This is a genomic window from Reyranella soli (assembly GCF_007992495.1).
GTDB classification, from domain to species: domain Bacteria; phylum Pseudomonadota; class Alphaproteobacteria; order Reyranellales; family Reyranellaceae; genus Reyranella; species Reyranella soli.
Window position 1 is genome coordinate 1 of sequence record NZ_BKAJ01000092.1, and the last position, 23,216, is coordinate 23,216.

Consider the following 23,216-nt stretch of genomic DNA (forward strand, 5'->3'; position numbering starts at 1 on the left):
GAACGATGCATAGAGCGGGAGCGTGCGGGAAGCGACGCAACGCTCCGATATTATAACTTAAGTTCATAAAAGTCAAGAACTAAGGTCAAGATGGCAGTCGAGGTCAGTGACACAACCCTCACTGCGCAGAGCTGCCATCTCACTCGGCCTTGACGCCGGCGGCTTCGAGGATCGGCTTCCAGTAAGCGAGCTCGGCCTTCTGAAAGGCGGCGAAGGCCGCAGGCTTCATCTGCTCGGGCGTCGGCGTGTCGAGGCCGAGCTCGTCCATGCGCTTGCGCACGGCGGGGTCGGCGAGCGCGGTGACGGCCGCGGCGTTCAGCTTGTCGATGATGTCCTTGGGCGTGCCTTTCGGCGCCCACAGGCCGTTCCAGATCGACACTTCCATCGGATAGCCCGCTTCGGCCGCGGTCGGAATGTCGGGCATGGCGGGCGAACGCTTGGCCGAGGTCACGGCATAGGCGCGGATCTTGCCGGCCTGGACCTGCGGCAGGGAATTCGCCGATTGGTCGACCATCACCTGGATCTGATTGGCGAGCAGGTCCTGCATGGCGGGGCCGGTGCCGCGGTAGGGCACCAGCTGGTAGCTGACGCCGGTCGCCTTGTTGAAGGCGAGCGCGCCGAGATGCGCGCCCGAGCCGATTCCCGCGGTGCCGCCCGACACCTTGTCGGGGTTGGCCTTCAGGTATTCGACGAGCTCCTTCAGGGACTTGGCCGGCACGTTGTTGGACGACACGACCAGCATGCCGTTGGCCGGCAGGCGGGCGATCGGCTCGAGGTCGCCCAAAAGGTCGAAGCCGAGCTTGGTGTAGATCACGGCGTTGGCGACGTTGGTGCCGACATGGCCGATGCCGATCGTGTAGCCGTCGGGCGCCGAGCGCGCGAGCTTGGCCATGGCGATGGTGCCGGCCGCGCCCGTGACGTTCTCGATGATGAATTGCTGGCCGAGCTCCTTGCCCATGCGCTCGCCGACGATGCGGGCGATCAGGTCGGTCGGGCCGCCGGCGGCGAAGGGTACGATCATGGTGATCGGCTTGTTCGGATAGGCCTGGCCGAAGGCCGGCGCCGCCGCCATTACAAGAGTGGCGGCAAGCAGTTGTCTGCGCAGCATTGTTGGCTCCTCCCTAGCGCCAGCGGAGCACGGAACGTTCCACGATGCCAAGTCCCCAGGCGATCAGCAGGCCCAGCACCGACAGCATGACCACGCCGGCCATGAGCTGGTCGGTCTGCATCAGGTTGCCGGCCTGCAGCACGAAGGCGCCGATGCCGTACTGCGCGCCGATCATCTCGGCCGCCACCACCAGCAGCAGCGCCACCGAGGCGGAGATGCGGAAGCCCGCCAGGATGCCGGGCATCGACCCGGGCACGATGATCTTGGCGACGATGTCGGTGGCCGGTAGGCCGAAACTCTGCGCCATGCGTATCAGGTTACGCGGAACCGAATCGCAGGCGCTGTAGGCCGAGATCACCGTCGGGAAGAACACGCCGAGCGCGATGGTCGCGACCTTGGACGGCTCGCCGATGCCGAACCACAGGATCAGGAGCGGCAGCAGGGCGATCTTGGGAATGGGAAACAGCGCCGACACGATCGGCAGACCGGCCGCGCGCGTGGCGGAGAAAATGCCCATGGCGAGTCCGACCGCGAGACCCGCGCCCGTGCCGATGATCCAGCCGGGGATGATGCGCTTCAGCGACGCCGTAACGTGCTCGACCAGGGTGCCGTTCAGCCATAGCTCGACCAGGGCGTTCACGATGGCAGCCGGGCTCGGCATGAACAGCGCCGGCAGCAGGCCCGCGCTCGATGCGGCCTGCCAGGCCGCGATCAGCAGGAAGAACACCAGCCAGGGCAGCAGGCGGCGCGGCATGGGATTGAAGCCGCCGCCGCGGAAGGGAACGGGTTGGCGGTCAGACCGCTGGTCAGACATGCTGCATCTCGCGGTCGGCGGTGACGACCTCGTCGCGAATCAGCGACCATAGTTTCTTGTGCACCTCGACAAGCAGGGTCGCATGCCTGGCTTGGCCGCGCTCGGCCACCGGCACGTCGATTGCGATCACCTCGCGTATGCGGCCGGGGCGACGCGACAGGACGACGACGCGGTCGGCGAGGCGGGCCGCTTCCTCGAGATTGTGGGTGACGTAGACGCGCGTGCTCTTCTCGCGGGCCCAGATGGCCAGAAGGTCCTCCATCAGCAGCTCGCGCGTCTGGGCGTCGAGGGCCGACAAGGGTTCGTCGAGCAGCAGCACCGCCGGCCGCACGACCAGGGCGCGGGCGATGCCGACGCGCTGGCGCATGCCGCCCGAAAGCTGTTTGGGATAGGCCGCGGCGAACTCGGTGAGGCCGGTCAGCGCCAATGCCGCGGCGATGCGCTCGCGTCGCTCGGCGGCGGACAAGGCGCGATGTTCGAGGGCGAGACCGACATTGTCGGCGACGCTGCGCCAAGGCAGCAGGGCGAAATCCTGGAAGATGTAGGTGAAGGGGTTGAGCGAATCGCTGGGCATCTGCCCTGAGAAGGTGACGCGGCCGGCCGTGGGCTCGAGCAGGCCGCCGACGATGCCGAGCAAGGTCGACTTGCCACAGCCGGATGGGCCGATCAGCGCGACGGTCTCGCCATCGGCGATGTCGAGCTCGATATCCGCCAGTGCTTCGACGGTGCCGTAGCTGTGTGAAACCTTCTCAATGTGCAGCGGCATCGGCCGCCATCGTCACGAGGACCGTCCGATTGGACACCTGCTGGCCTTCCTTGACCGCCACCGATTCGACCTTGGCGTCGAGCGCGGCCTTGAGCTGGTGCTGGATCTTCATGGCCTCCAGCACGATCAGCGTCTGGCCCTTGCTGACACTGTCGCCGGCCGCAACGTTGATGGCGACGATCTTGCCGTCCATCGGCGCCCGCAGCTTGCCGTCGCTACCGGCCGCCGCGGCGGCCGGCGGCGCGTAGGTGCGGTCTGTGAAGCGGACGGTGAAGGCGTCAAGGTCGACGACGATGTCGTCGCCGTCGATGTGGAACGCTCCGTGCTCCTCGACGCCGCCGGCGGCAGGCGCCTGGAGCAGGCGCTCCGTGTCGCCGACCGCCAGCCGGATTGGCGTCGGCTCGGGATTGGAGTTGCGCCAGCCGCGCAGCGTCTCTGGATAACGTGCGGCCGACTGCCGCCACAGGAGGTCGGCGGCGAGCTGCCAGTGGGCATCGCTGACCGCGGGTGCAGCGAACGCGTGCTTGGTGAGGAACGCTGTCGTCGCCTTGCCAGCGGCGAACTCCGGATGCTCCAGCAGGCAAATCAGGAAATGCCGGTTGGTGATCGGGCCGAGCACGACGGTCTCGCGCAGCGCCCGCACCAGCCGCGTGCGCGCCTCCTCGCGTGTGGCGCCGTGGGCAATCACCTTGGCGATCATGGGATCGTAGAAGGGCGAGATCGCCAGCCCCTCCTTCATGCCGTGGTCGATGCGCACTCCCGCTCCGTCGGCCGGGCGCCAGACGTCGATGCGCCCCGTCTGCGGCAGGAAGCCGGCATAGGCATCCTCGGCATAAAGCCGGACCTCTATGGCATGGCCCGCGAACGCCAGTTCCTTCTGACCGAGCGGCAGCTTCTCGCCGGCCGCGACCTTGAACTGCCAGGCCACCAGATCCTGTCCGGTGATCGCCTCGGTCACCGGATGCTCGACCTGCAGTCGGGTGTTCATCTCCAGGAAGTAGAACGCGTCGTCGGCGCCCAGCAGGAACTCCACCGTCCCCGCGCCGCGATAGCCGATGGCGCGGGCCGCAGCGACGGCCGCTGCGCCCATGCGGCCGCGCAGGCCGATGTCGACGGCTGGCGAGGGCGCTTCCTCGATCACCTTTTGGTGGCGGCGCTGCACCGAGCAGTCGCGCTCGCCGAGATGGATGACGTTGCCGTGGCCGTCGGCGAAGACCTGGATTTCGACGTGGCGCGCGTCGACCACGGCCTTCTCGAGTATGAGTTCGCCCGAGGCGAAGGCGCTCTTGGCCTCGGTGCGCGCCGTGCGGATCGCCTCCAAAAGATCGGCGTCGCGCTCGACCAGGCGCATGCCGCGGCCGCCGCCGCCCGCTGCCGCCTTGACCATCACCGGCAGGCCGATCTTGCGCGCTTCCTTCTCGAGGTTGGCGTCGCTCTGGTCGGCGCCTTGGTAACCCGGCACGCAGGGCACACCTGCATCGATCATGCGCCGCTTGGCGGCGGCCTTGTTGCCCATGGCGGCGATAGCGGCCGGCGGCGGGCCGATGAAGACCAGGCCGGCCTTCTCGCAAGCCGCCGCAAACGTCTCGTTCTCCGACAGGAAGCCGTAGCCGGGATGGACCGCATCGGCGCCCGACTTGTGCGCGGCCTCCAGGATGCGGTCGATGCTGAGATAGCTCTCGCCGACCGGCGACGGACCGATGTGCACGGCCTCGTCGGCATAGGAGACGTGCGGCGCCTCCTTGTCGGCATCGGAATAGACCGCGACGGTGCGACACCCCATCGCCCTGGCGGTGCGCATGACGCGCCAGGCGATCTCGCCGCGATTGGCGACCAGGACTTTGGCAAAGCTCATTTCAGCGGCCGTCCGTCCTTGGTGAAATAGCCCCAGCCGCTGGCATCTTCGCGCACCATCATGTCGATGTCGGAATAGGTCGCGACCTCCTCGACGGTGCGGGTGCCGACTTCGAGCACGCGCGCGGTCCGGTCCGAGCGATTGACGAGGTGATGGCCATTGCCCGAGCCGGCGCGGAAACCTGCCGTCATGCCCGGCGTCAGCACGGTTTCGCCCTCGTCGGTTACCAGAACGACCTCGCCTTCGAGCACGTAGACGAACTCGTCCTGCCGCTCGTGCCAGTGCCGCTGCGACGACCACGTGCCGGGCGGCAGGTCGAGCAGGTTGACGCCGAACTGCGAGAGCCCGAAGGCGTCGCCCAGCGCGCGGCGAACGCGTTCGAGACAGGGCGCATTGTGCGGCGCCGGATAGTCCGAGCCGGTGCGGGCAGGGAGGTCGAGCGCGCGGGTAGCGATCACTCGGTCACCCATTTCGGTTGCCTCTTCTCGGCGAAGGCGCGCAGGCCTTCGGCGGCCTCGGGACTGCGACGGGCCTCGGCGAATCGGTCGGCGGCGAAATCGAGCACCGAGGACAGCGGCTCACTGCCGACCTTCATCACCACGGCCTTCGTCAGCGCATTGGCCAGAGGTGCGCATCGATCGATCTGTTTCAAGATCTCTTCCAGTTTGGCGTCGAGCGCCGCCGAATCCTTCACCAGATGATGGGCGATGCCGAGGCGCTGCGCCTCCGGTCCCTTGAAGCGCGCCGCCGTCAGCGCGAGATGGCGCGTCTGCGGCACGCCGATGCGGGCGGCGACGAAGGGCGCGATCTGGGCCGGCACGATGCCGATCGCCGTCTCGCTCATGGCGAAGCCCGCATCCTCGGTGCAGATCGCCACGTCGGAGACGCAGAGCAGGCCGAAGCCGCCGGCGATGGCGTAGCCTTCGACGGCCGCGACCACGACCTGCGGCGTGGTGTTCACCATCTCGAGGAAGGTGCCGTATTCACGGTTGTTGAGCGCGATCGGATCGCGTTCGCCCGGCCGCCTCTCCGTGATGCTTTGCTCCATGTTCTTGAGGTCGGCGCCGGCGCAGAAGGTGCCACCGGCGCCGCGCAGGATCACGACCTTGATGTCGCGGCGGTCGCGCAGGATGCCGAACACGGCGCGCAGCTCGCCAATCAAGGTCGGGTTGAGCGCGTTCTTGACCTCGGGCCGGTTCAGCGTGACGTACAGGCGCGAGCGCTCGCGACGCAGCAGCAGGGTCTCGTACTTGGACGCGAATTCAGACATTGCGAACTCCCTGAACGGCCTCAGGCTCTTCCGGACCGCGCGCGTCTCGCGCGCTCATGAGGCGCGCGAGACGCGCGCGGTCCAGAAGAATCATGATCGGTTCTCCAGACGCGGCAGCGTACCCATGAGCTTGGAAATGATCTGCAGCATGACCTCGTCGGCGCCGCCGCCGATCGAGGCCAGCCGCGAATCGCGGAACGAGCGGGCGGTGGGCGATTCCCAGAGGTAGCCCGCGCCTCCCCAGTATTGCAGGCAGCCGTCGGTCACCAGGCGCAGCATGCGACCGGCCTTCAGCTTGGCCATCGAGGCCAGCATGGTGACGTCGGTGCCGTCGAGATACTCCTCGCAGGCGCGATAGCAGAGTGAGCGCACCAGTTCGACCTCGGTGCGGAACTCGGCGAGCTTGAAATGGATCACCTGGTTGTCGAGCAGGGGCCGGCCGAACACCTTGCGCTCGCGGGTGTATTCTACCGTCTGGTCGATCAGGCGCTCCATGCCGACCACGGCGGAGATCGCGCCCCACAGGCGCTCCTCCTGGAACTGCTGCATCTGGTAGACGAAACCCATGCCTTCCTGGCCGATGGTGTTCTTCACCGGCACCTTCACCTCATCGAAGAAGATCTGAGCGGTGTCTGACGAGCGCATGCCGAGCTTGTCGAGCTTCTTCACGACCTGGACGCCCTTGGTCTTCATCGGGACCACGATCAGCGACTTGTTCTTGTGAACGGGCCCCTCGCCGGTGTTGGCCAGCAGGCACATCCAGTCGGCCTGCGTGCCGTTAGTCGTCCACATCTTGCCGCCGTTGATGATCCAGTCGCCGCCGACCCGCTTGGCCGTGGTCTTGAGCGAGGCGACGTCGGAACCGGCGCCGACCTCGGAGACGCCGAGGCAGGCGACATAGTCGCCGGCGATCGACGGCGCCAAGAATTCCTTGCGCAGGTCGTCGTTGCCGTAGCGGGCGAGGGCGGGGGTGGCCATGTCGGTCTGCACGCCGATCGCCATGGGCACGGAACCGCAATTGATATGGCCGAGCTCCTCGGCCATCACCATGGCGTAGGAATAGTCGAGCCCCATGCCGCCGTATTCCGTCGGCTTGTTGATGCCCAAGAGTCCGGCATCGCCCAGCTTCTTGAAGACCTCGTGGGCGGGGAAGAGGCCGTCCTCCTCCCACTTGTCGACATGCGGATTGATGTCCTTGTCGATGATGGCACGCAGCGTGCGGCGGATCTCGGTGTGTTCGGGGGTGAATTGCACGGGCCGTCTCCTAACGATTGCCCAGACGGGGCAGCGTGCCCATCAGCTTGGAGATGATCTGCAGCATGACCTCGTCGGCGCCGCCGCCGATCGAGCCGAGCCGGCCGTCGCGGTAGCTGCGCGCCACGGGATTGTCCCAGAGGTAACCCGCGCCGCCCCAGTACTGCAGGCAGGCATCGGAGACCTCGCGGCGCAGGCGGCCGGCCTTCAGCTTGGCCATCGAGGCCAGCATGGTGACGTCGGTGCCGGCGAGATATTCCTCGCAGGCCCGATAGACCAGGGAACGCAGCGCCTCGACCTCGCTCTTGAGCTCGGCCAGGCGGAAATGGATCACCTGGTTGTCGAGCAATGGCCGTCCAAACACCTTGCGCTCGCGCGTGTATTCGATGGTGGCGTTGATGATGCGGTCGCAGCCCATCAAGGTGCCGGCACCGGCCCACAGCCGCTCCTCCTGGAACTGCTGCATCTGGTAGATGAAGCCCGAGCCCGGCTCGCCGATCGTGTAGCGCACCGGCACCTTCACCTCGTCGAAGAAGGTCTGAACGGTGTCCGAGGCGCGCATGCCGAGCTTGTCGAGCTTCTTCACGATCTGGACGCCCTTGGTCGCCATCGGCACCACGATCAACGACTTGTTCTTGTGGACCTGGCCGTCGCCGGTATTGGCCAAAAGGCACATCCAGTCGGCCTGCGCGCCGTTGGTGGTCCACATCTTGCCGCCGTTGATCACCCAGTCGCCGCCGACGCGGCGCGCCGTGGTCTTGATCGAGGCGACGTCCGACCCCGCGCCGGTCTCCGACACGCCGAGGCAGGCGACGTAGTCGCCACTGATCGACGGCGCCAGGAATTCCTGGCGCAGTTCGTCGCTGCCGTAGCGGGCGAGGGCAGGCGTCGCCATGGAGATCTGCACGCCGGTCGCCATGGGGATCGAGCCGCCATTCACCAGGCCGAGCGATTCCGAGCAGATCATGGCGTAGGAGAAGTCGAGGCCCGAGCCGCCGTACTCAACGGGCTTGTCGACGCCCAGAAGGCCGGCATCCCCCATCTTCTTGAACAGCTCGTGGGCGGGGAAGGCGCCTTCCTTCTCCCATTCGTCGACGTTGGGATTGATCTCGCGATCGATCAGCGTCTTCCAGGTCTGGCGCAAGGCCTCGTGTTCGGGCGTGAATTTCATCGCTTACATCCTTGCGACGCCGAAGGTGATGGGATTGAGCGGCCGCACGATCGATTCGCGGGCAATGGACAAGGTGAAGGCGAGGATGCGCCGCGTGTCGCGCGGATCGATGATGCCGTCGTCCCACAGATGGGCGGTGCCGTACAGCGCCGTCGATTCGCGGTCGAACTGGTCGACGATACCCTTGTACATCTTGTCGATCTCAGCGTGCGGCGGCTCCTTGCCCTCGCGCAGGAATTTCTGCTCGGTCACGGTCTTCATCACGCCCGCAGCCTGCTCGCCGCCCATGACGGCGGTGCGGCTGTTGGGCCAGGCGAAGATGAAGCGCGGATCATAGGCGCGGCCGCACATGCCGTAGTTGCCGGCGCCGAAGCTGCCGCCGATCACGATGGTGATCTGCGGCACGGTTGCGTTGGCCACCGCCTGGATCATCTTCGAGCCATGTTTGACGATGCCGCCGCGCTCGGCCTCGGTGCCCACCATGTAGCCTGTGGTGTTCTGCAGGTAGACGATGGGCGTGCCCTGCTGGCAGCAGAGCTGGATGAACTGCGCGGCCTTGACCGAGCCCTTGGCGGTGATGGGGCCGTTATTGCCGATGAAGGCGACGGGCTCGCCCTCGATCTCGGCCCAGCCGCAGATCGTCTGCTGGTCGTAGAGGCCCTTGAACTCGAGGAAGTCCGAGCCGTCGACCAGGCGGGCGATCACTTCGCGCACGTCGTAGGGATCCTTGTGCGAGGGCGGGACGATCCCGCAAAGCTCGTCGATGTCGTACAGCGGCTCCTTGAAGGCTCTCGGCGTGCTGGGCGGCAGCTTGTCGTTCCAGTGCCACTTGGCGATCACCTCGCGCGCCATGCGGATGCCGTCGGCGTCGTTCTCGGCCATCCATTCGGCGACGCCCGACACGGTGGCATGCATCTCCGCTCCGCCCAACTCCTCGTCGGTGGCGATCTCGCCCGTCGCGGCCTTCAACAGCGGCGGGCCGGCCAGAAAGACCTTGGCCTGGTTGCGCACCATGATGACGTAGTCGCTAAGGCCGGGCAGATAGGCGCCACCCGCGGTCGACGAGCCATGGACCACCGTGACCTGCGGGATGCCGCGCGCCGACATCCTGGCCTGGTTGGCGAAGCCGCGGCCACCCGGCACGAAGATCTCGGCCTGATAGAGGAGATTGGCACCGCCCGATTCGACCAGGTTGACGACCGGCAGCTTGTTCTCCATCACGACCTGCTGCACGCGCTGGCCCTTGCGCTGGCCTGACGGAGCGACCGTACCGCCCTTGATGGCAGAGTTGGAGGCGGTCACGACGCAGCGCACGCCTTCGACATAGCCGATACCCGCGACCGAGCCGCCGCCGGCGCTCGATCCGTCCTTGTCGTCGTGCATGCGGTAGCCCGCAAGCGGCATCAGCTCGAGGAACGGCGCGCCGCGGTCGAGCAGCAACGCGATGCGCTCGCGCGGCATCAGCTGCTTGCGCTTGGCGAAGCGGGCGCGCGCCTTCTCCGATGCGGCCTGCACGCTCGCCTCGGCAGCGCGGAACTCGGCGATGGCGGCGAGCATTTTCTCGCGGTTCTTCTTGTAATCGTCGCCGTTGCGGTCGACCTGGCTTTCGATGATCGGCATCTTGGTCAGCCGCCCAGCACTTTGGGCCTCACCGCAAGGTGGAAGCCGTTGAACTCGTTGAGGCGCTCGGCGGGCCTGAGCTCCATCGAGCGGTTGCCGAGCGGCGTGCCGCCGTCGATGCGCAGCTCGGTGCCCGTGATGTAGCCCGCGGCGTCGCTCAGCAGGAAGCAGACGGCGGCCGAGACCTCGCTCTCCGTGCCGAGCCGCCCCAGCGGGCAGTAGCCTTTGAGCTTGGGAATCTGCTCCTTGAATTCACCTTGGTAGGTGTCCATGCCCGACGAGGCGATCCAGCCCGGCGACACGGCATTCACGCGCACGCCGGCATAGGCCCATTCGTGGGCCAGGGTCATGGTGAGGTTCACCATGCCGGCGCGCGCCGCGCCGGTGTGCGCCATGTTGGGGAAGCCGTTCCGGAAATCGGCAGCCATGTTCACGATCGAGCCGCCGTGCTTTTCCATCGACTGGGTGAAGGTCTCGCGGCTGACGATGAAGCCGCCGGTGAGGTTGTTGCGCACCACGACGTCGAAGCCTTTGGCGCTCATGGCGACGGCGGGGGCGGGGAACTGGCCGCCGGCATTATTGAACAGGCCGTCGATGCGGCCGTTCTTTTGCACGATCGCGCCGATCGCTTCCTTGACCTGCACTTCCTCGCGGATGTCGAAGACGTACGTCTCACAGCTGCCGCCGGAGGCTTCGATCTCCTGCTTCACCGTCGCGAGCTTGTCGGGCTTGCGGCCCGTGATCACGACATGCGCGCCGAGGGCCGCGATCTCGTGCGCCGTGCAGCGACCAATGCCGCTGCCGCCGCCGGTGACGACGATGATCTGGCCCTCAAACAGCCCCGGCTTGAAGACCGAGCGATACGCCATGTTTCCTCCCGACCTGATGAATGGCCGTTCATCGGCCTCTATTTGACGTTTACGTAAAGGTCAAGTAAGCCCCACCAACGAGCAGAATGGGACTGCCGACTGGAGGAACACGTCATGACCTTGGCCGAACTCACCGCGAAAATGAAGGAAGGCGCGTCGAAGAAGTCCTCCTTCGGCAACACCGTTAAGTTCGCAACCGATCAGGGCGTCGTCTACATCGACGGCAACGCGAACCCGCCGGATGTCAGCAACGACGACAAGGCCGCCGACTGCACGCTCCGGATGGACTTCAGTGACTTCTCCGACCTGATCGGCGGCAAGCTCGACGGCATGACGGCCTTCATGACCGGCAAGCTCAAGATCGAAGGCGACATGGGTGTCGCCATGAAGCTGCAGAGCATCCTTCGCTAGTTTCGTCTGACAGCCTTTCCGGGCGCACCGCTGCGCTCGGAGTGGCAAGCAAGGCGATGATAACTAAGGTTATCGGCGACTGCAAGCTATAGCTAATTTTTTCGTGCCGTAAGGGCCGCATCCTCGCACCATCCGTGGTGTGTGCTGTCACTGCTGGCATACTGTCGGCGCATGAGAAGCCGATGCCGCGCCTGCTGATCGTCAACTGCTCGCCAGATGCGCTGCTGCAGCGCGTCGCCGCCGAGGGCAGCCGGAAATACGACGCCCTGTTCGTCGAAGCGATCGGCTTGCATGTGCCGGACGGCCAGACGCTCGATCATTTCACCCTGAACGTCGCCGACGGCGAGGGCCTGCCGCAGGGTGTGCAGATCGGCGATTTCGACGGCGTCTGGCTCTCGGGCTCGCCGTTCAATGTCTATCGGCTCGATCAGCCGACAGTGCGCGAGCAGATCGAACTGGCCCGCGCCATCTGGCAGGCTGCGGTGCCGACATTCGGCTCGTGCTGGGGCCTCCAGCTCATGACGGCGGCGCTGGGCGGCACGGTGCATCTCAATCCGCGCGGCCGCGAGATCGGCGTGGCGCGCCGCATCCGTCCGACCGAGGCCGGCCGCAGCCATGCCCTGCTGCGCGGCAAGGAGCGGACGTTCGACGCGCTCTGCACCCACGAGGACGAGGTGGCGACGCTGCCGCCGGCCGCCACGGTCCTGGCCTCGAACGAAACCAGCGCCGTGCAGGCCGCCTCGATCAGCGAAGGCGGGCGCAGCTTCTGGGGCGTGCAGTACCATCCCGAGTTCGACTTCGCCGCCGTCGCCGCCATCATCGCGCTGCGCGTCGAGCGTCATCTCAACGAAGGTCTCGCGCGGTCGAGCGAAGAAGTCGCCGGCATCGTGGCCGACTTCCGCGACCTCAGCCGGGATCCGGCGCGCAAGGACCTGGCCTGGCGTTATGGCGTCGACTCCGACGTGCTGGACCCCAAGCTGCGCACCGCCGAGTTCGGCAACTGGTTCCAGGCAGAGGTATTGCCGGCGGCAGCACGGCGCTGAGCGATCCGCCTAGGCTTCGCGGCTCTTGTGATAGTGCCGCCGCGCCTTGGCGCGGTTGCCGCAGGCCGACATCGAGCACCAGCGCCGCTTGCCGGCGCGGCTGTCGTCGAGGAACAGCCAGCCACATTCGGGATTGGCGCAGCGCCTGACCTTGTCGAGCTTGTTGCCGGTCAGAAGATCGCCGGCCGACCACAGCACGGGCGCCAGCTGGCCGAGCGCCGTCGAGCCGCGCATGTCGACATCCCACGAGAAGCCGCTGCGCTCGCGCCGCAGCGTCGTGCGGTTGGGCGAGGCGGCCAGCAGGCCGTTCAACGCCTCGAGATCGGGCGCCGCCGGCGGCTTGCCGCGCGCCGTGGCGTCGAACACGCGCCAGATCGTCTCGCGCGCCTCGATTGCCCGCTCGAACTCGCGCCGGGCCAGCGGCCGCGCCTCCTTCGAGACGTTGGCCGCCGTCCAGGCGCCGAGATCCTCGGCCGAGTTCAGCGTCTCGGTCGGCGTCTCCTGGCCGCGCCAATAGCGGGTATTGACGAACTCCAGGCAGAGATCGGGGCGGTTCATCCCCTCGGACTTAATAACCGGTTGACCGGTTGACAAGCGCCACGCTCGGTTTTAACCATATAACCAGTTAAGGAGTTATACAGAAGGAGAACACGATGTTCGACCATGTTTCGATCGGCGTTGCCGACATCGCCCGCTCGAAGAAGTTCTATGACGCCGCGCTGAAGCCGCTGGGTTTCAGCCTTTTGAGCGACGGCGAGAGCTCGCTGGGCTACGGCGAGAAGGCCGTGCAGCTCTGGCTCGGCGCCACCAAGAAGCCGGTCAAGGCCGACATGGAGTCCGGCCTGCACTTCTGTTTCTTCGCCAAGGACCGCGCCGCGGTCGATGCCTTCCATGCCGCGGCGCTCAAGGCCGGCGGCACGGACAATGGCAAGCCCGGCGTGCGCGCCGACTACGGGCCGAAATATTACGCCGCATTTGCCATCGATCCCGATGGCTACCGGATCGAGGCCTACTGCGGCAGCTAGGCAGTTCCATGGCGCTGCGATCCGTGCACTATGCGGCCCCATGAATGTCGTTGGGTCTCAGCGGCCGCTCGCGCCGCTTTATCGTCAGGATGAGCGTTTCGATATCTCGGCTGCCGGCCTGCTGGAGTGGTATCGCTCCGATTGCTTCCGGCGCGCCGCCGCGTTCTATGCCGGCTATCCGGAGCGCTCGATCTTCGCCGACAATGGCCGGGCGCTGATGCACCATCTGATCGTCATGCTGCGGCCTGAGCGCCTGCTCGAGATCGGAACGATGTATGCGGGAACCACCGAGGTCCTGGCGCGAGCCGTATGGGAAGCCGGGCGGGGGCACGTCGAGACGCTGGATCCGTACGGCGCCGACCGGTGCCCGGCGCTGATCGCCGAGTTCCTGCCCGAACTGCGCGAGCGCGTGACCTACCGCCCTCGGTCTTCGGCCATCCATCTCGATCAGGTCATTGCCGGCGGCGGTTTCTACGATTTCGTGCTGATCGACGGCAGCCATGAGCTCGAGTTTGCCGCCTTCGATCTCGAATGTTCGGCGCGGGTGATGCGGCCGAACGGCATCATCGTCCTGGACAATATCGAGCAGGTCGGACCGCGCTTCGCGACCACGCAGTTCCTGGAACGGCATCCTGAATGGATCGATGTGGCAGGCGTCGTTGGCAAGGTCGACGCAAACCGGCCACTCGCCCGTCCGACGCCGTCGTTCCCCGACTGCTTCAACTTCCTGCTGCAGGCGCCGCCGTACTACCTCGTGGGCGGTGTGCCGCGCAGCTTCGGCAATCAGCCTGTCGACGGCGGAGAGGTGGCGGGAATTGAGCTCGATCTGGCGGCGCCGGCCGACGGGGTCCTGCATGTCCAGGCCATCGTCCGCACATTCGGCGTCATACCGGCCGAAGAGCTCAGCGAGACGGCGGAGCTGCCGCTGCGCGCCGGCCCGGGACCGGTCAAGGTGCCGCTGCCGCGGCCTGTGCGATCCCGGATATCCGACAGGGACGGCCTCGACCGGCGGGTCGAGATCACCATTGCCTTCACCAACGGCGCGCTCAAGCTCAAGGCGCCTCCGACTTTTTATCCGGTGCGGCCGCGCTGACCAAGCTTGCGCCCCGCGTCGTCCCACACAATCTTGGGACGATGACGACCGAGAGCGTGCAGACGGCAACGGCGGACGAAGAGGCTGCGGTCTACGCCGTGCTGACCCTGGCCTTCAGCAGCGACCCGGCGACGCGCTGGACGTGGCCCGAGCCCAAGACCTTCATTGCGGTCTTCCCGCGCTTCGCCAAGGCGTTCGGCGGTGCGGCCTTCGCCAAGGGCACCGCCCATCGCATCGGCTTGGTCGGCGCCGCGCTCTGGCTGCCGCCGGGCGTGGGGCCGGACGAGGAAGCGATGGGTCCCTTGATGCAGGAGACGGCCGATGCGGGGACCGCGGTCGACGGGCCCAAGCTCATGCAGCAGATGGCGAGCCATCATCCCAAGGAGCCACATTGGTACTTGCCGCTGATCGGCATCGACCCGGCCCATCAAGGGAAGGGCCTCGGCGGTGCGCTGCTGAAGCATGCGACCGACATCTGCGACCGCGACGGCGTGCCGGCCTATCTCGAATCGTCCAACCTGGCGAACGTGCCGCTGTACGAGCGGCACGGCTTCGAGGCGATCGCCCGCATCCAGGTCGGCGGTTCGCCGGTGTTCACGCCCATGCTGCGACGACCGAGGAGGCGATGATGCTGAGAGGAGGATGTTTCTGCCGCGCGGTGCGCTACGAGATCGACGCCGAACCCACCAAGCAGACGATCTGCCATTGCACCATGTGCCGGCATGTCGCCGGCGCCCCGTCGGTCGCCTGGTTCAGCGTGCCGCCGGGCTCGATCCGGTTCGTGGCCGGCGAGCCGCAGCGCTTCAAATCGTCGGAACATGCCACGCGGTCGTTCTGTCCCGATTGCGGCACCACGCTCACCTATCAGTCGACGCGCACGGCCGCCGACGTCGACGTCACAACCTGTTCCCTCGACGAGCCCGACCAGGCGGCGCCCAGGGACCACACCTTCGTACGCTCCAAGCTTTCGTGGGTGACGATCACCGACGGCCTGCCCGCGTACCCGACGACGCGAACGACCGAGCCGTGAACGAGCTGCCGATCCGGCCGGCGACCGTCGCCGATGCCGACGCCATCGCGGCGCTGCATGCCGCAAGCTGGCGTTCGGCCTATCGCGGCATCTTCAAGGAGAGCACGCTCGGCTCGGCGCTCGACGGCGAGCGGCGGGTGCACTGGAGCGGCAGGCTCGCCGTCATGGTGCCCGACGACACGGTGCTGATCGCGGGTGACCTCGGCTTCATCGCCGTCTGGGCCCAGGGTGATCCGGGCTTCGGCGCCTATATCGACAATCTGCATGTCCGTCCCGAGCGACGCAGCGGCGGCCTCGGCCGCCGCCTGCTGGGCAAGGCGATGCGCCGTGTCGCCGGGCGTGGCGAGACGGGCGCCTATCTCTGGGTGTTCGACGACAATGTGCGCGCCATCGACTTCTATCGCCGGCTGGGCGGCGAGATCGTCGAAGGCGGCTTCGATGAGATCGATGGAGCCCAGGTCGCGCACAGCCGCATCGTCTGGCGCGACATCGCGCGTTTGGCCGATGCCTGCGGTGCGACGCCGTAGGCCGGAACTCGCCGCGCTCTCACTCTGCTGGTCGAAAGCAGGCGCTTCCGCCGGTTTGACTCGCCATTTTTCATTGTCCTAATGTCATAACAATAGAAGAGCCGGCGCTCCCCGCGGCGGCCCCATAGCCCGGGAGGGAACAATGAAGGCTTTCAAGGCCTTTGTACGTACGTGCGCGATCGCCTGTGCCGGCCTGACGTCGCTGTCGATGGCCGCCCGCGCCGAGGACATCGTCGTCACGCACTACGGCTCGCTGCTCTACGGCGTGCCTTATGCCATCGCTCTGGAGAAGGGCTGGTTCAAGGAGGCCGGCGTCGACGTCACCGGTATCCTGACCTCCAAGGGCGGCGGCACCTCGGTGCGCAACATGATGGCAGGCGACACGCTCTACGCCGAAGTGGCGCTGCCCGCCGCGCTCAGCGCCATCAAGGAAGGCTTCAACATCAAGATCCTGAGCGGCGGCACCGACGGTCGCAGCAGCTTCTGGGTAACCCGCGTCGGCGAGGCGATCGACAAGCCCGCCGACCTCAAGGGCAAGCGCTTCGTCTACTCTCGGCCGAAGTCGGTGAGCGAAAGCGTGACGCTGGCAGCGCTGAATTCGTGGAACGTCCCGGTGGCCGACGTGAAGATGATCGCGATCGGCGATTTCGGCGCCGGCCTGACGGCGCTCGAGCACAACAAGGTCGACGTCGCGATCATCCCCGAGCCGATCTACTCCCAGAAGGAGAAGGCCGGCGTGAAGTACAAGGTCATTCCGTGGCTCGACGAGAAGCTGCCGGCCTACACCCAGACCGTCGCCATCGCGACTGACGAGACCATCGCCAAACGTCCCGAGAAGCTGCGGGCCGTGATCGAGGCGCGCCGCAAGGGTGTCGAGTTCCTCTACGCCAATCCCAAGGAATCGGCTGCCATCCTGGCCAAGGCCTACAACTTGCCACCCGACGTCGCCGCCAGCGCGCTGGACAACATCATCAAGATGAACCCGACCTGGTGGAACCGTGGCGAGCTCAAGCAGCCGCTGATGGAGGCGATGGCCGAGGCGCTGGGCTCGGTCGGCGCCCTGCAGCTTCCGATCGACTGGAAGGCGGCCGTCCAGCCGGGCTTCGAGCCGGCGGCGAAGACGCAGTGATGGCGACCCGGCTCGCTTCCGTTCCCGTCGCCGAGACCTACAAGGTCCACGCGCGTCTCGATGGCGTGACGCGCATCTACCCGCCGCGCGCCGGCCACGGCGAGGTCCATGCGCTGGGACCGCTGTCGCTGGATCTGCGCGCGGGCGAGTTTTTGAGCGTCGTCGGGCCGTCGGGCTGCGGCAAGTCCACCCTGCTCGACGTGCTGGCGGGGCTCGCCGTGCCGTCGGCCGGCACCGTCGAGTTCGAAGGCAAGCGCGTGCTGGGCGAGGTGCCGGACGGCGTCGGCGTGGTGTTCCAGGAGGATGCGAGCTTTCCCTGGCTGTCGGTCGAGGACAACGTCGCCTTCGGCCTGCGCCGCGCCGGCATGGACGCGGCCGAGACGCGCCGCCGCGTCGACTTCGCCGTCGGCTTCATGGGGCTGAAGGATTTCCGCCGCGCCTATCCCAGCCAGCTCTCGGGCGGCATGCGGCAGCGCGTCTGCATCGCCCGCACGCTGGTCTTGCAGCCGCGGCTGATCCTGCTCGACGAGCCGTTCGGCGCGCTCGACCAGCAGACCCGCCTGCTGATGGGCGATGAGCTGCTGCGCCTGTGGCGCGAGACCGGCGCCACGGTGCTGCTGATCACCCATGCGCTGGACGAGGCGAACCTGCTGTCCGACCGCATCGGCGTGATGGCGGCCAGGCCTGGCCGCTTCATCGACATCGTCGGGACCGGCTGGCCGCGCGACCGCGATTCGCGCCTCGCTGAGCGGCCCGACTTCGGTGCCGTCACGGCAAGGCTGTGGTCCTACCTGCGCGGTGAGTCGTTGAAGGCACTTCAGGGTTCCTCTCCCCCGCTAGGGGGAGAGGCTAGGTGACGGGGAATCGACGTGCGTAACCCCCTCACTCAACCTCTCCCCCTAGCGGGGGAGAGAAGCATGACGGGAGGAATCGCGGGATGATCAGCAAGGCGACCATCATCCGAACCGTGGTGCTCGTGGGCGCGGTCGCCGCGCTCGAGGTCGCCTGCCGCACGGGCGCCATCCAGCCCGCGCTTGTGATCGCGCCCTCGGCGATGGTGAAGGCGCTGGCCGAGACGCTGCAGTCCGACGACTTCGGCGGCCACGTGCAGCAGACCCTGTCGGCCGTCGCCATTGCCATGACGCTGGCCATCGTCGGCGGCTTCGCCATCGGCTTCGTGTTGCACTGGATCCCGTTCCTGCGCCGCGCCTTCAATCCCTTCCTCGCGGCCTACTACGCCATCCCGCATTTCGCCTTCTATCCGCTGCTGATCGTGATCTTCGGCCTGGGGCCGGCGCCGCTGATCGTGCTGGCGACGCTGTTCGCCATGGTCGCGATGATCGTGGCGACCATGGCGGGGCTCGACCGCGTGCCGCGCGTGCTGCTCAAGACCGCGCGCATCCATCGCCTGTCGCTGATGCAGGAGATCTGGCGCATCCGCCTGCCGGCCGCCGCGCCGCACATCCTGTCCGGTCTGAAGCTCGCCGTGGCCTATTCCTTCATCGGCGTGATCGCCGGCGAGTTCATCCTGTCGACCAGCGGCATCGGCCACGAGATCGCCTATGCCTACGACAATTTCGACAATCCACGCATGTATGCACTGATCCTGTTCGTGCTGGGCATCGTCACGACCTTCAACATGCTGGTCTGGACGTGGGAGCGCCGGTTGGCGCGGCGGCGAGGGATGGCATCATGACGCTGTCGCTGCGCTCGCTGCGCTCGCTGCGCGACCCGATCCTGGTGGCGATCGGCCTGGTCACCCTGTGGCAGGTGCTGCACCAGATCGCGGGCGATTCCGCTGTCACTGCGCCGGCGCCAACGCTGGCGCATCTGTGGGAAATGGTCGGCCAGGCGCGCTTCCTGCCGCATCTGCGCGAGACCGGGCTCGCCTTCCTGCAGGCGCTGGCGATCTCCTGCATCGGCGGCGTGCTGGTGGGCGTGGTGCTGGGCGGCCATCGCCTCACCGGCGAGGTCGCCGAGCCGATCCTGGTGGGCCTCTACTCCGTCCCGAAGATCACGCTCTATCCGGTGATCCTGCTGCTGTTCGGGCTCGGCATGCCGGCCAAGGTCGCGTTTGGGGCCCTGCACGGCATCATCCCGGTCGTGTTGTTCACCATGAACGCCGTGCGCAACGTCAACCGCACGTATCTGCGCGCCGGCCGCGCCATGCGGCTGACACCGGCGCAGACGGCCTGGCACATCCTGGTGCCGGCGACCTTGCCCGAGATCTTCTCCGGGCTGCGCATCGGATTCTCGCTGACCCTGCTCGGCACGATGCTGGGCGAGCTCTTCGCCTCGCAGCGCGGGCTCGGCTTCCTGCTGATGACTGCGATCGACCTGCACGACGTCAAGACCATCCTCGCCATCGCCGTGCTGATCTCGGCCTTCGCCGTCCTGGCCAACGCCGCACTGCTCGCCATCGACCGCCGCCTGCATCGCGGCGCCACTCCGGAAGCGGAGAAGACATGAACCGCATCGCCGTCGCGCGCGAGATGGGCTCGCCGCTGCATCACCAGATCTACCTCGTGCTGGCCGACGGCATCTCGACCGGCCGCTATGCCGTGGGCGAGGCGCTGCCGACCGAGGAGCAGCTCACGCGCATGTTCAGCGTTTCGCGCATCACCGTGCGGCGCGCCATGGCGAGCCTGCAGGATGCCGGCCTGATCGAGCGCGGCGCCGGACGCCGCACCGTGGTGAAGCCGCAGATCGGCCAGGCCATGCGCATGCCGATGTCGTCGGTGATCGAGAACATCGTCGCCTACGGCACGGAGACCGTCGCCAAGGTGCTGGAGTTCGGCTACGTCGAGGCGCGCGGCTTCGCCCGCGAGAAGCTGTGGCAGGGCGACCGGCCGGTTCAGCGCGCCGTGCGCGTGCGCTCGCAGAACGGCGTGCCGGTGATGCACCTGGTGAGCTACGTGCCCGAGGCGCTGGGCCGCACCTTCACCGCCGACGAGCTGAACCGCATCCCGCTCTACAAGCTTCTGGCGCGCGCCGGGGTGAAGATCGCCGGGGCGCAGCAGCTCGTCTCGGCGTCGTTGGCCGAGCCGCTGGTCGCCTCGCGGCTCGGCGTCAAGGTCGGCGCGGCGCTGATCGACCTGCGCAGCCTGATGCTCGACCGCGACGGCCGCGCCGTCGAGTACGTCGAGATGCTGGCCGTGCCCGAGCATCTGAAGCTGCGCTACGACATGCAGCCGGAGCAATTCCAGTCTTCTTCGTCTTCCGGACCGCGCGCATCCCGCGCGCCTCATGAGCGCGCGGGACGCGCGCGGTCCGGAAGAAAATGAGTGTTTCCTTATAGGAGTCTGTCCATGTCCAACGCCGCCAAGCTCCGCAGCCTGCTCGCCAGCCGCAAGATGATCGTCGCCCCGGGCGCCATCGACTGCATTACCGGCCGCGCCATCGCCAGGGCGGGCTTTTCCGCCGTCTACATGACTGGCGCCGGCACCTCGGCGACGCTGGGCTATCCCGACTATGGCCTGATCACCATGACCGAGATGGTAGGCAACGCCGCGAGAATCGTGAACTCGATCGACATCCCGCTGATCAGCGACAGCGACACCGGTTTCGGCAACGAGCTCAACGTCTTCCGCACGGTCCAGGAGTTCGAGCGCGCCGGGGTCGCCGCCATCCATATCGAGGACCAGGTGTTCCCCAAGAAGTGCGGCCATCTCGAGAACAAGGAGCTGGTGAGCCGTGAGGACTTCATCGCGAAGATCCGGGCGGCGGCCGCCGCCCGCAAGTCGAAGGATTTCACGATCATCGCCCGCACCGATTCGCGCGCCGTGGTCAGCCTCGACGAGGCGGTCGAGCGTGCCAATGCAGCGCTCGCCAACGGCGCCGACGTGGCCTTCGTCGAAGCCCCGCAGACCATGGCCGAGATCGAGGCCGTGCCGAAGCGCGTCAAGGGTCCCTGCCTGCTGAACGTCGTGCGCGGCGGCAAGACACCGGAGATCGAGCTCGAGACGGCCGAGCGCCTGGGCTACGCCATCGCCATCGTGCCGGGCCTGCTGCTGGGCGGCATCCTGCAGATCTGCGATCGCCTGCTGGGCGATTTGAAGGAGGGCAGGTTCCCGCCGGTCACCGGCTCGCCGGCGAAGACCTTCGCCCGCTTCGGCGCCGCCGAGTGGGACGAGCGCCGCACCGCCTTCCGCGACCCGATCAAAGCCGCCGCCGAGTAGGGAGTCCGCCATGACATCGCCGCCGCAAACGATGTTCGAGAAGATCTGGCGACGGCACATCGTCGTCGATCGCGACGATGGCTACACGCTGCTCTATGTCGACCGCCACCTGATGCATGACGGCTCGGAAGGCGGCTACGCCCAGCTGCGCCGCCGCAAGCTCAAGCTCCGGCGCCCTGACCGCGGCTTCGCCACACCCGATCACTACGTGCTGAGCAACAGCGGCAACAGGGCCGACATCCCCGATGCGCAGCACCGCCGCCTGGTCGAGCGCATCACCGAGAACACGGCGGCGAGCGGCGTCACCCTGTTCGATCTCGGCGATGAGCGGCAGGGCATCGCCCATGTCGTCGGGCCCGAGCAGGGCATCACCCAGCCCGGCCTGACCCTGGTGTGCGGCGATTCCCACACCTCGACGCACGGCGCGCTGGGCGCGCTCGCCTTCGGCATCGGTACCTCGGAGGTGGCGCAGGTCATGGCGACGCAATGCCTGTGGCAGCGCAAGCCGAAAGCCATGCGTGTCAGCGTCGACGGCGCGCTCGGCGACGGCGTCACCGCCAAGGACGTGATCCTGGCCATCATTGCGAAGATCGGCGCCGCCGGCGCGGTCGGCCATGTCATCGAATATGCCGGCAGCGCCATCCGCGGCCTGTCGATCGAGGGCAGGCTCACCGTCTGCAACATGTCGATCGAGGCCGGCGGCAAGGCCGGCATGGTGGCGCCCGACGACACCACCATCGCCTATCTCGACGGCCGGCCCTTCGCGCCGAAGGGCGCGGAATGGGACAAGGCCGTCGCCTTCTGGCGCGGCGTGCCGAGCGAGGAGGGCGCCGCCTTCGACCGCGACGTCAGCCTCGACGCGGCCGCCATCGTGCCCATGGTGACCTGGGGCACCAGCCCCGAGGATGCGTTGCCCATCACGGCGCGCATCCCCGAACCGTCGACGGCCCCGGACGGCGCCAAGAAGGACAGCATGGAACGCGCGCTCGATTACATGGGCCTGGTGCCGGGCACGCCGCTCGAGCAGGTGGCGGTCGACCGCGTTTTCATCGGCTCCTGCACCAACAGCCGCATCGAGGACCTGCGGGCGGCCGCGAAGGTCGCCGAGGGCCGCAAGGCCGTGATCCCGGCCTGGGTCGTGGCGGGCTCGGGCCTGGTGAAGAAGCAGGCCGAGGCCGAGGGCCTCGACAAGGTGTTCCGCGACGCTGGCTTCGAATGGCGCGAGCAGCCCGGCTGCTCGATGTGCGTGGGCATGAACGGCGACACCGGCAAGCCGGGCCAGCGCATCGCCTCGACCTCCAACCGCAACTTCGTCGGCCGCCAGGGCCCTGGCGTCCGCACCCATCTCGTCAGCCCGGCGATGGCCGCGGCGGCCGCGGTGTCCGGCCGCTTCACCGATGTCCGCCGCCTGCTCGGCTAGGAGACGCGCCATGGAACCTTTCACCACCCTCGAGGCGCCGGCGATCCCGATCGACCAGCCCAACGTCGACACCGACCAGATCATCCCGGCGCGCTTCCTCGGCCGCCCGAGGCCCGATCAGGCGAAGCATCTGTTCAACGACCTGCGCTACGACGCCGATGGCAAGCCGCGGTCCGAATTCATCATGAACCGGCCAGGTTACGAGGGCGCTCGCATCGTCGTCGCCGAGCGCAACTTCGCCTGCGGCTCCTCGCGCGAGACCGCCGTGACGGTGATGGTCGACAACGGGCTGAAGGCGTTCATCGCACCCAGCTTCGGCGACATCTTCTTCAACAACTGCTTCCAGAACGGTGCGCTGCCGATCCGGCTGGATGCGGCACGGGTAGCAGAGCTGCGTGCGCAGCTGCGTGACCGCCCGGGTACCGCGATCGCCATCGACCTCGCCAAGCAGACGGTAACGGGACCCGACGGCAAGACCGACCGCTTCGAGATAGACTCCTTCCGCAAGGACTGCCTGCTGAAGGGCGTCGACGAGGTGAACCTGACGCTGGGCTACGAGGCGGATATCGCGGCGTTCGAAGCGCGGCAGCACCAGGAGATGGGTTGGCTCGACGGGCGACGGTAGTAACAGGG

Annotated in this window: 26 protein-coding genes; 15 read left to right on the forward strand and 11 right to left on the reverse strand. The window is 67.2% G+C overall.

Translation table 11 applies throughout. From position 1 onward, the window contains the following. Positions 1-139: 139 nt before the first annotated feature. The 10 genes from RSO01_RS25880 to RSO01_RS25925 all read right to left on the reverse strand — a co-directional run bounded on the left by RSO01_RS25880 (position 140) and on the right by RSO01_RS25925 (position 10,727). Positions 140-1,108: a Bug family tripartite tricarboxylate transporter substrate binding protein gene (locus RSO01_RS25880; RefSeq protein ID WP_246158801.1), complete on the reverse strand. Its 969-nt coding sequence runs from the start codon at positions 1,106-1,108 to the stop codon at positions 140-142. 13 nt (positions 1,109-1,121) lie between these two features. After that, positions 1,122-1,922, reverse strand: a complete 801-nt coding sequence (locus tag RSO01_RS25885; RefSeq protein ID WP_147152875.1) for an ABC transporter permease — start codon at positions 1,920-1,922, stop codon at positions 1,122-1,124. After that, positions 1,915-2,688 carry an ABC transporter ATP-binding protein gene (locus RSO01_RS25890; RefSeq protein ID WP_147152877.1) on the reverse strand — a complete coding sequence of 258 codons (774 nt, stop codon included), beginning with the start codon at positions 2,686-2,688 and terminating at the stop codon, positions 1,915-1,917. The genes RSO01_RS25885 and RSO01_RS25890 overlap by 8 nt, the downstream gene beginning before the upstream one ends. Beyond that, the gene (locus RSO01_RS25895) at positions 2,672-4,543 is read right to left on the reverse strand and encodes an acetyl/propionyl/methylcrotonyl-CoA carboxylase subunit alpha (protein ID WP_147152879.1); all 1,872 of its coding nucleotides are present in this window, start codon (positions 4,541-4,543) and stop codon (positions 2,672-2,674) included. Before RSO01_RS25895 ends, RSO01_RS25890 begins: the two co-directional genes overlap by 17 nt. After that, on the reverse strand, positions 4,540-5,013 hold the full coding sequence (locus tag RSO01_RS25900; RefSeq protein WP_147152880.1) for a cupin domain-containing protein: 474 nt from the start codon (positions 5,011-5,013) through the stop codon (positions 4,540-4,542). The genes RSO01_RS25895 and RSO01_RS25900 overlap by 4 nt, the downstream gene beginning before the upstream one ends. Beyond that, entirely contained in the window at positions 4,998-5,813 is an 816-nt protein-coding gene (locus RSO01_RS25905; protein ID WP_147152882.1) for an enoyl-CoA hydratase/isomerase family protein, read from the reverse strand. Before RSO01_RS25905 ends, RSO01_RS25900 begins: the two co-directional genes overlap by 16 nt. 90 nt (positions 5,814-5,903) lie before the next feature. Continuing rightward, positions 5,904-7,067, reverse strand: a complete 1,164-nt coding sequence (locus RSO01_RS25910; protein ID WP_147152884.1) for an acyl-CoA dehydrogenase family protein — start codon at positions 7,065-7,067, stop codon at positions 5,904-5,906. 10 nt (positions 7,068-7,077) lie between these two features. Next, positions 7,078-8,238 carry an acyl-CoA dehydrogenase family protein gene (locus tag RSO01_RS25915; protein WP_147152885.1) on the reverse strand — a complete coding sequence of 387 codons (1,161 nt, stop codon included), beginning with the start codon at positions 8,236-8,238 and terminating at the stop codon, positions 7,078-7,080. Between the two features lie 3 nt (positions 8,239-8,241). Then, the gene (locus tag RSO01_RS25920) at positions 8,242-9,858 is read right to left on the reverse strand and encodes an acyl-CoA carboxylase subunit beta (protein ID WP_147152887.1); all 1,617 of its coding nucleotides are present in this window, start codon (positions 9,856-9,858) and stop codon (positions 8,242-8,244) included. Between the two features lie 5 nt (positions 9,859-9,863). Then, positions 9,864-10,727 carry an SDR family oxidoreductase gene (locus RSO01_RS25925; protein ID WP_147152889.1) on the reverse strand — a complete coding sequence of 288 codons (864 nt, stop codon included), beginning with the start codon at positions 10,725-10,727 and terminating at the stop codon, positions 9,864-9,866. 114 nt (positions 10,728-10,841) lie between these two features. On the opposite strand from RSO01_RS25925, the gene RSO01_RS25930 reads away from it, so the two are divergent. Together RSO01_RS25930 and RSO01_RS25935 are read left to right on the forward strand one after the other, a co-directional pair. Then, positions 10,842-11,138: an SCP2 sterol-binding domain-containing protein gene (locus RSO01_RS25930; RefSeq protein ID WP_147152892.1), complete on the forward strand. Its 297-nt coding sequence runs from the start codon at positions 10,842-10,844 to the stop codon at positions 11,136-11,138. 182 nt (positions 11,139-11,320) lie between these two features. Further along, positions 11,321-12,181 (forward strand): type 1 glutamine amidotransferase, encoded by an 861-nt coding sequence (locus tag RSO01_RS25935; RefSeq protein WP_147152894.1) that lies wholly within the window; start codon positions 11,321-11,323, stop codon positions 12,179-12,181. A 9-nt stretch (positions 12,182-12,190) separates the two neighbouring features. On the opposite strand, the gene RSO01_RS25940 is transcribed toward RSO01_RS25935, so the two are convergent. Further along, positions 12,191-12,739, reverse strand: coding sequence for a CGNR zinc finger domain-containing protein (locus tag RSO01_RS25940; protein ID WP_147152896.1), 549 nt, complete (start codon positions 12,737-12,739; stop codon positions 12,191-12,193). Positions 12,740-12,834: 95 nt separating this feature from the next. Here RSO01_RS25940 and RSO01_RS25945 point away from each other — a divergent pair, with 95 nt between their 5' ends. From RSO01_RS25945 to leuD, 13 genes are all read left to right on the forward strand, one after another. Further along, positions 12,835-13,206: a VOC family protein gene (locus RSO01_RS25945; RefSeq protein WP_147152898.1), complete on the forward strand. Its 372-nt coding sequence runs from the start codon at positions 12,835-12,837 to the stop codon at positions 13,204-13,206. A 40-nt stretch (positions 13,207-13,246) separates the two neighbouring features. After that, on the forward strand, positions 13,247-14,299 hold the full coding sequence (locus tag RSO01_RS25950) for a class I SAM-dependent methyltransferase (RefSeq protein WP_170303361.1): 1,053 nt from the start codon (positions 13,247-13,249) through the stop codon (positions 14,297-14,299). Positions 14,300-14,340: 41 nt separating this feature from the next. Continuing rightward, entirely contained in the window at positions 14,341-14,928 is a 588-nt protein-coding gene (locus tag RSO01_RS25955) for a GNAT family N-acetyltransferase (RefSeq protein WP_147152902.1), read from the forward strand. Continuing rightward, complete coding sequence (locus RSO01_RS25960) at positions 14,928-15,329, forward strand: GFA family protein (protein WP_218037459.1); 402 nt, start codon at positions 14,928-14,930, stop codon at positions 15,327-15,329. The genes RSO01_RS25955 and RSO01_RS25960 overlap by 1 nt, the downstream gene beginning before the upstream one ends. Continuing rightward, entirely contained in the window at positions 15,326-15,856 is a 531-nt protein-coding gene (locus RSO01_RS25965) for a GNAT family N-acetyltransferase (RefSeq protein WP_147152906.1), read from the forward strand. The genes RSO01_RS25960 and RSO01_RS25965 overlap by 4 nt, the downstream gene beginning before the upstream one ends. Before the next feature lie 142 nt (positions 15,857-15,998). Next, entirely contained in the window at positions 15,999-16,985 is a 987-nt protein-coding gene (locus RSO01_RS25970; protein ID WP_147152907.1) for an ABC transporter substrate-binding protein, read from the forward strand. Then, on the forward strand, positions 16,985-17,842 hold the full coding sequence (locus tag RSO01_RS25975) for an ABC transporter ATP-binding protein (protein ID WP_147152909.1): 858 nt from the start codon (positions 16,985-16,987) through the stop codon (positions 17,840-17,842). Before RSO01_RS25970 ends, RSO01_RS25975 begins: the two co-directional genes overlap by 1 nt. Before the next feature lie 80 nt (positions 17,843-17,922). Then, positions 17,923-18,681 carry an ABC transporter permease gene (locus RSO01_RS25980; protein WP_218037460.1) on the forward strand — a complete coding sequence of 253 codons (759 nt, stop codon included), beginning with the start codon at positions 17,923-17,925 and terminating at the stop codon, positions 18,679-18,681. Further along, positions 18,678-19,454, forward strand: a complete 777-nt coding sequence (locus tag RSO01_RS25985; RefSeq protein ID WP_147152911.1) for an ABC transporter permease — start codon at positions 18,678-18,680, stop codon at positions 19,452-19,454. The genes RSO01_RS25980 and RSO01_RS25985 overlap by 4 nt, the downstream gene beginning before the upstream one ends. Beyond that, a complete protein-coding gene (locus RSO01_RS25990) occupies positions 19,451-20,269 on the forward strand; it encodes a GntR family transcriptional regulator (protein ID WP_147152913.1) in 819 nt (272 codons plus the stop codon). Before RSO01_RS25985 ends, RSO01_RS25990 begins: the two co-directional genes overlap by 4 nt. Positions 20,270-20,293: 24 nt before the next feature. Beyond that, positions 20,294-21,163 carry an isocitrate lyase/PEP mutase family protein gene (locus RSO01_RS25995; protein WP_147152915.1) on the forward strand — a complete coding sequence of 290 codons (870 nt, stop codon included), beginning with the start codon at positions 20,294-20,296 and terminating at the stop codon, positions 21,161-21,163. 10 nt (positions 21,164-21,173) lie between these two features. Then, complete coding sequence (leuC, locus tag RSO01_RS26000) at positions 21,174-22,583, forward strand: 3-isopropylmalate dehydratase large subunit (protein ID WP_147152917.1); 1,410 nt, start codon at positions 21,174-21,176, stop codon at positions 22,581-22,583. Between the two features lie 10 nt (positions 22,584-22,593). Beyond that, a complete protein-coding gene (gene leuD, locus RSO01_RS26005) occupies positions 22,594-23,208 on the forward strand; it encodes a 3-isopropylmalate dehydratase small subunit (protein ID WP_147152919.1) in 615 nt (204 codons plus the stop codon). Positions 23,209-23,216 lie beyond the last annotated feature (8 nt).

Bases quoted from the DNA above. Each gene is read 5' to 3' on its own strand.
- RSO01_RS25880 (WP_246158801.1), bottom strand. From the start codon at position 1,108: ATGCTGCGCAGACAACTGCTTGCCGCCACTCTTGTAATGGCGGCGGCG.
- RSO01_RS25885 (WP_147152875.1), bottom strand. From the start codon at position 1,922: ATGTCTGACCAGCGGTCTGACCGCCAACCCGTTCCCTTCCGCGGCGGC.
- RSO01_RS25890 (WP_147152877.1), bottom strand. From the start codon at position 2,688: ATGCCGCTGCACATTGAGAAGGTTTCACACAGCTACGGCACCGTCGAA.
- RSO01_RS25895 (WP_147152879.1), bottom strand. From the start codon at position 4,543: ATGAGCTTTGCCAAAGTCCTGGTCGCCAATCGCGGCGAGATCGCCTGG.
- RSO01_RS25900 (WP_147152880.1), bottom strand. From the start codon at position 5,013: ATGGGTGACCGAGTGATCGCTACCCGCGCGCTCGACCTCCCTGCCCGC.
- RSO01_RS25905 (WP_147152882.1), bottom strand. From the start codon at position 5,813: ATGTCTGAATTCGCGTCCAAGTACGAGACCCTGCTGCTGCGTCGCGAG.
- RSO01_RS25915 (WP_147152885.1), bottom strand. From the start codon at position 8,238: ATGAAATTCACGCCCGAACACGAGGCCTTGCGCCAGACCTGGAAGACG.
- RSO01_RS25920 (WP_147152887.1), bottom strand. From the start codon at position 9,858: ATGCCGATCATCGAAAGCCAGGTCGACCGCAACGGCGACGATTACAAG.
- RSO01_RS25925 (WP_147152889.1), bottom strand. From the start codon at position 10,727: ATGGCGTATCGCTCGGTCTTCAAGCCGGGGCTGTTTGAGGGCCAGATC.
- RSO01_RS25930 (WP_147152892.1), top strand. From the start codon at position 10,842: ATGACCTTGGCCGAACTCACCGCGAAAATGAAGGAAGGCGCGTCGAAG.
- RSO01_RS25935 (WP_147152894.1), top strand. From the start codon at position 11,321: ATGCCGCGCCTGCTGATCGTCAACTGCTCGCCAGATGCGCTGCTGCAG.
- RSO01_RS25940 (WP_147152896.1), bottom strand. From the start codon at position 12,739: ATGAACCGCCCCGATCTCTGCCTGGAGTTCGTCAATACCCGCTATTGG.
- RSO01_RS25945 (WP_147152898.1), top strand. From the start codon at position 12,835: ATGTTCGACCATGTTTCGATCGGCGTTGCCGACATCGCCCGCTCGAAG.
- RSO01_RS25950 (WP_170303361.1), top strand. From the start codon at position 13,247: ATGAATGTCGTTGGGTCTCAGCGGCCGCTCGCGCCGCTTTATCGTCAG.
- RSO01_RS25955 (WP_147152902.1), top strand. From the start codon at position 14,341: ATGACGACCGAGAGCGTGCAGACGGCAACGGCGGACGAAGAGGCTGCG.
- RSO01_RS25960 (WP_218037459.1), top strand. From the start codon at position 14,928: ATGCTGAGAGGAGGATGTTTCTGCCGCGCGGTGCGCTACGAGATCGAC.
- RSO01_RS25970 (WP_147152907.1), top strand. From the start codon at position 15,999: ATGAAGGCTTTCAAGGCCTTTGTACGTACGTGCGCGATCGCCTGTGCC.
- RSO01_RS25975 (WP_147152909.1), top strand. From the start codon at position 16,985: ATGGCGACCCGGCTCGCTTCCGTTCCCGTCGCCGAGACCTACAAGGTC.
- RSO01_RS25980 (WP_218037460.1), top strand. From the start codon at position 17,923: ATGATCAGCAAGGCGACCATCATCCGAACCGTGGTGCTCGTGGGCGCG.
- RSO01_RS25985 (WP_147152911.1), top strand. From the start codon at position 18,678: ATGACGCTGTCGCTGCGCTCGCTGCGCTCGCTGCGCGACCCGATCCTG.
- RSO01_RS25990 (WP_147152913.1), top strand. From the start codon at position 19,451: ATGAACCGCATCGCCGTCGCGCGCGAGATGGGCTCGCCGCTGCATCAC.
- RSO01_RS25995 (WP_147152915.1), top strand. From the start codon at position 20,294: ATGTCCAACGCCGCCAAGCTCCGCAGCCTGCTCGCCAGCCGCAAGATG.
- leuC (WP_147152917.1), top strand. From the start codon at position 21,174: ATGACATCGCCGCCGCAAACGATGTTCGAGAAGATCTGGCGACGGCAC.
- leuD (WP_147152919.1), top strand. From the start codon at position 22,594: ATGGAACCTTTCACCACCCTCGAGGCGCCGGCGATCCCGATCGACCAG.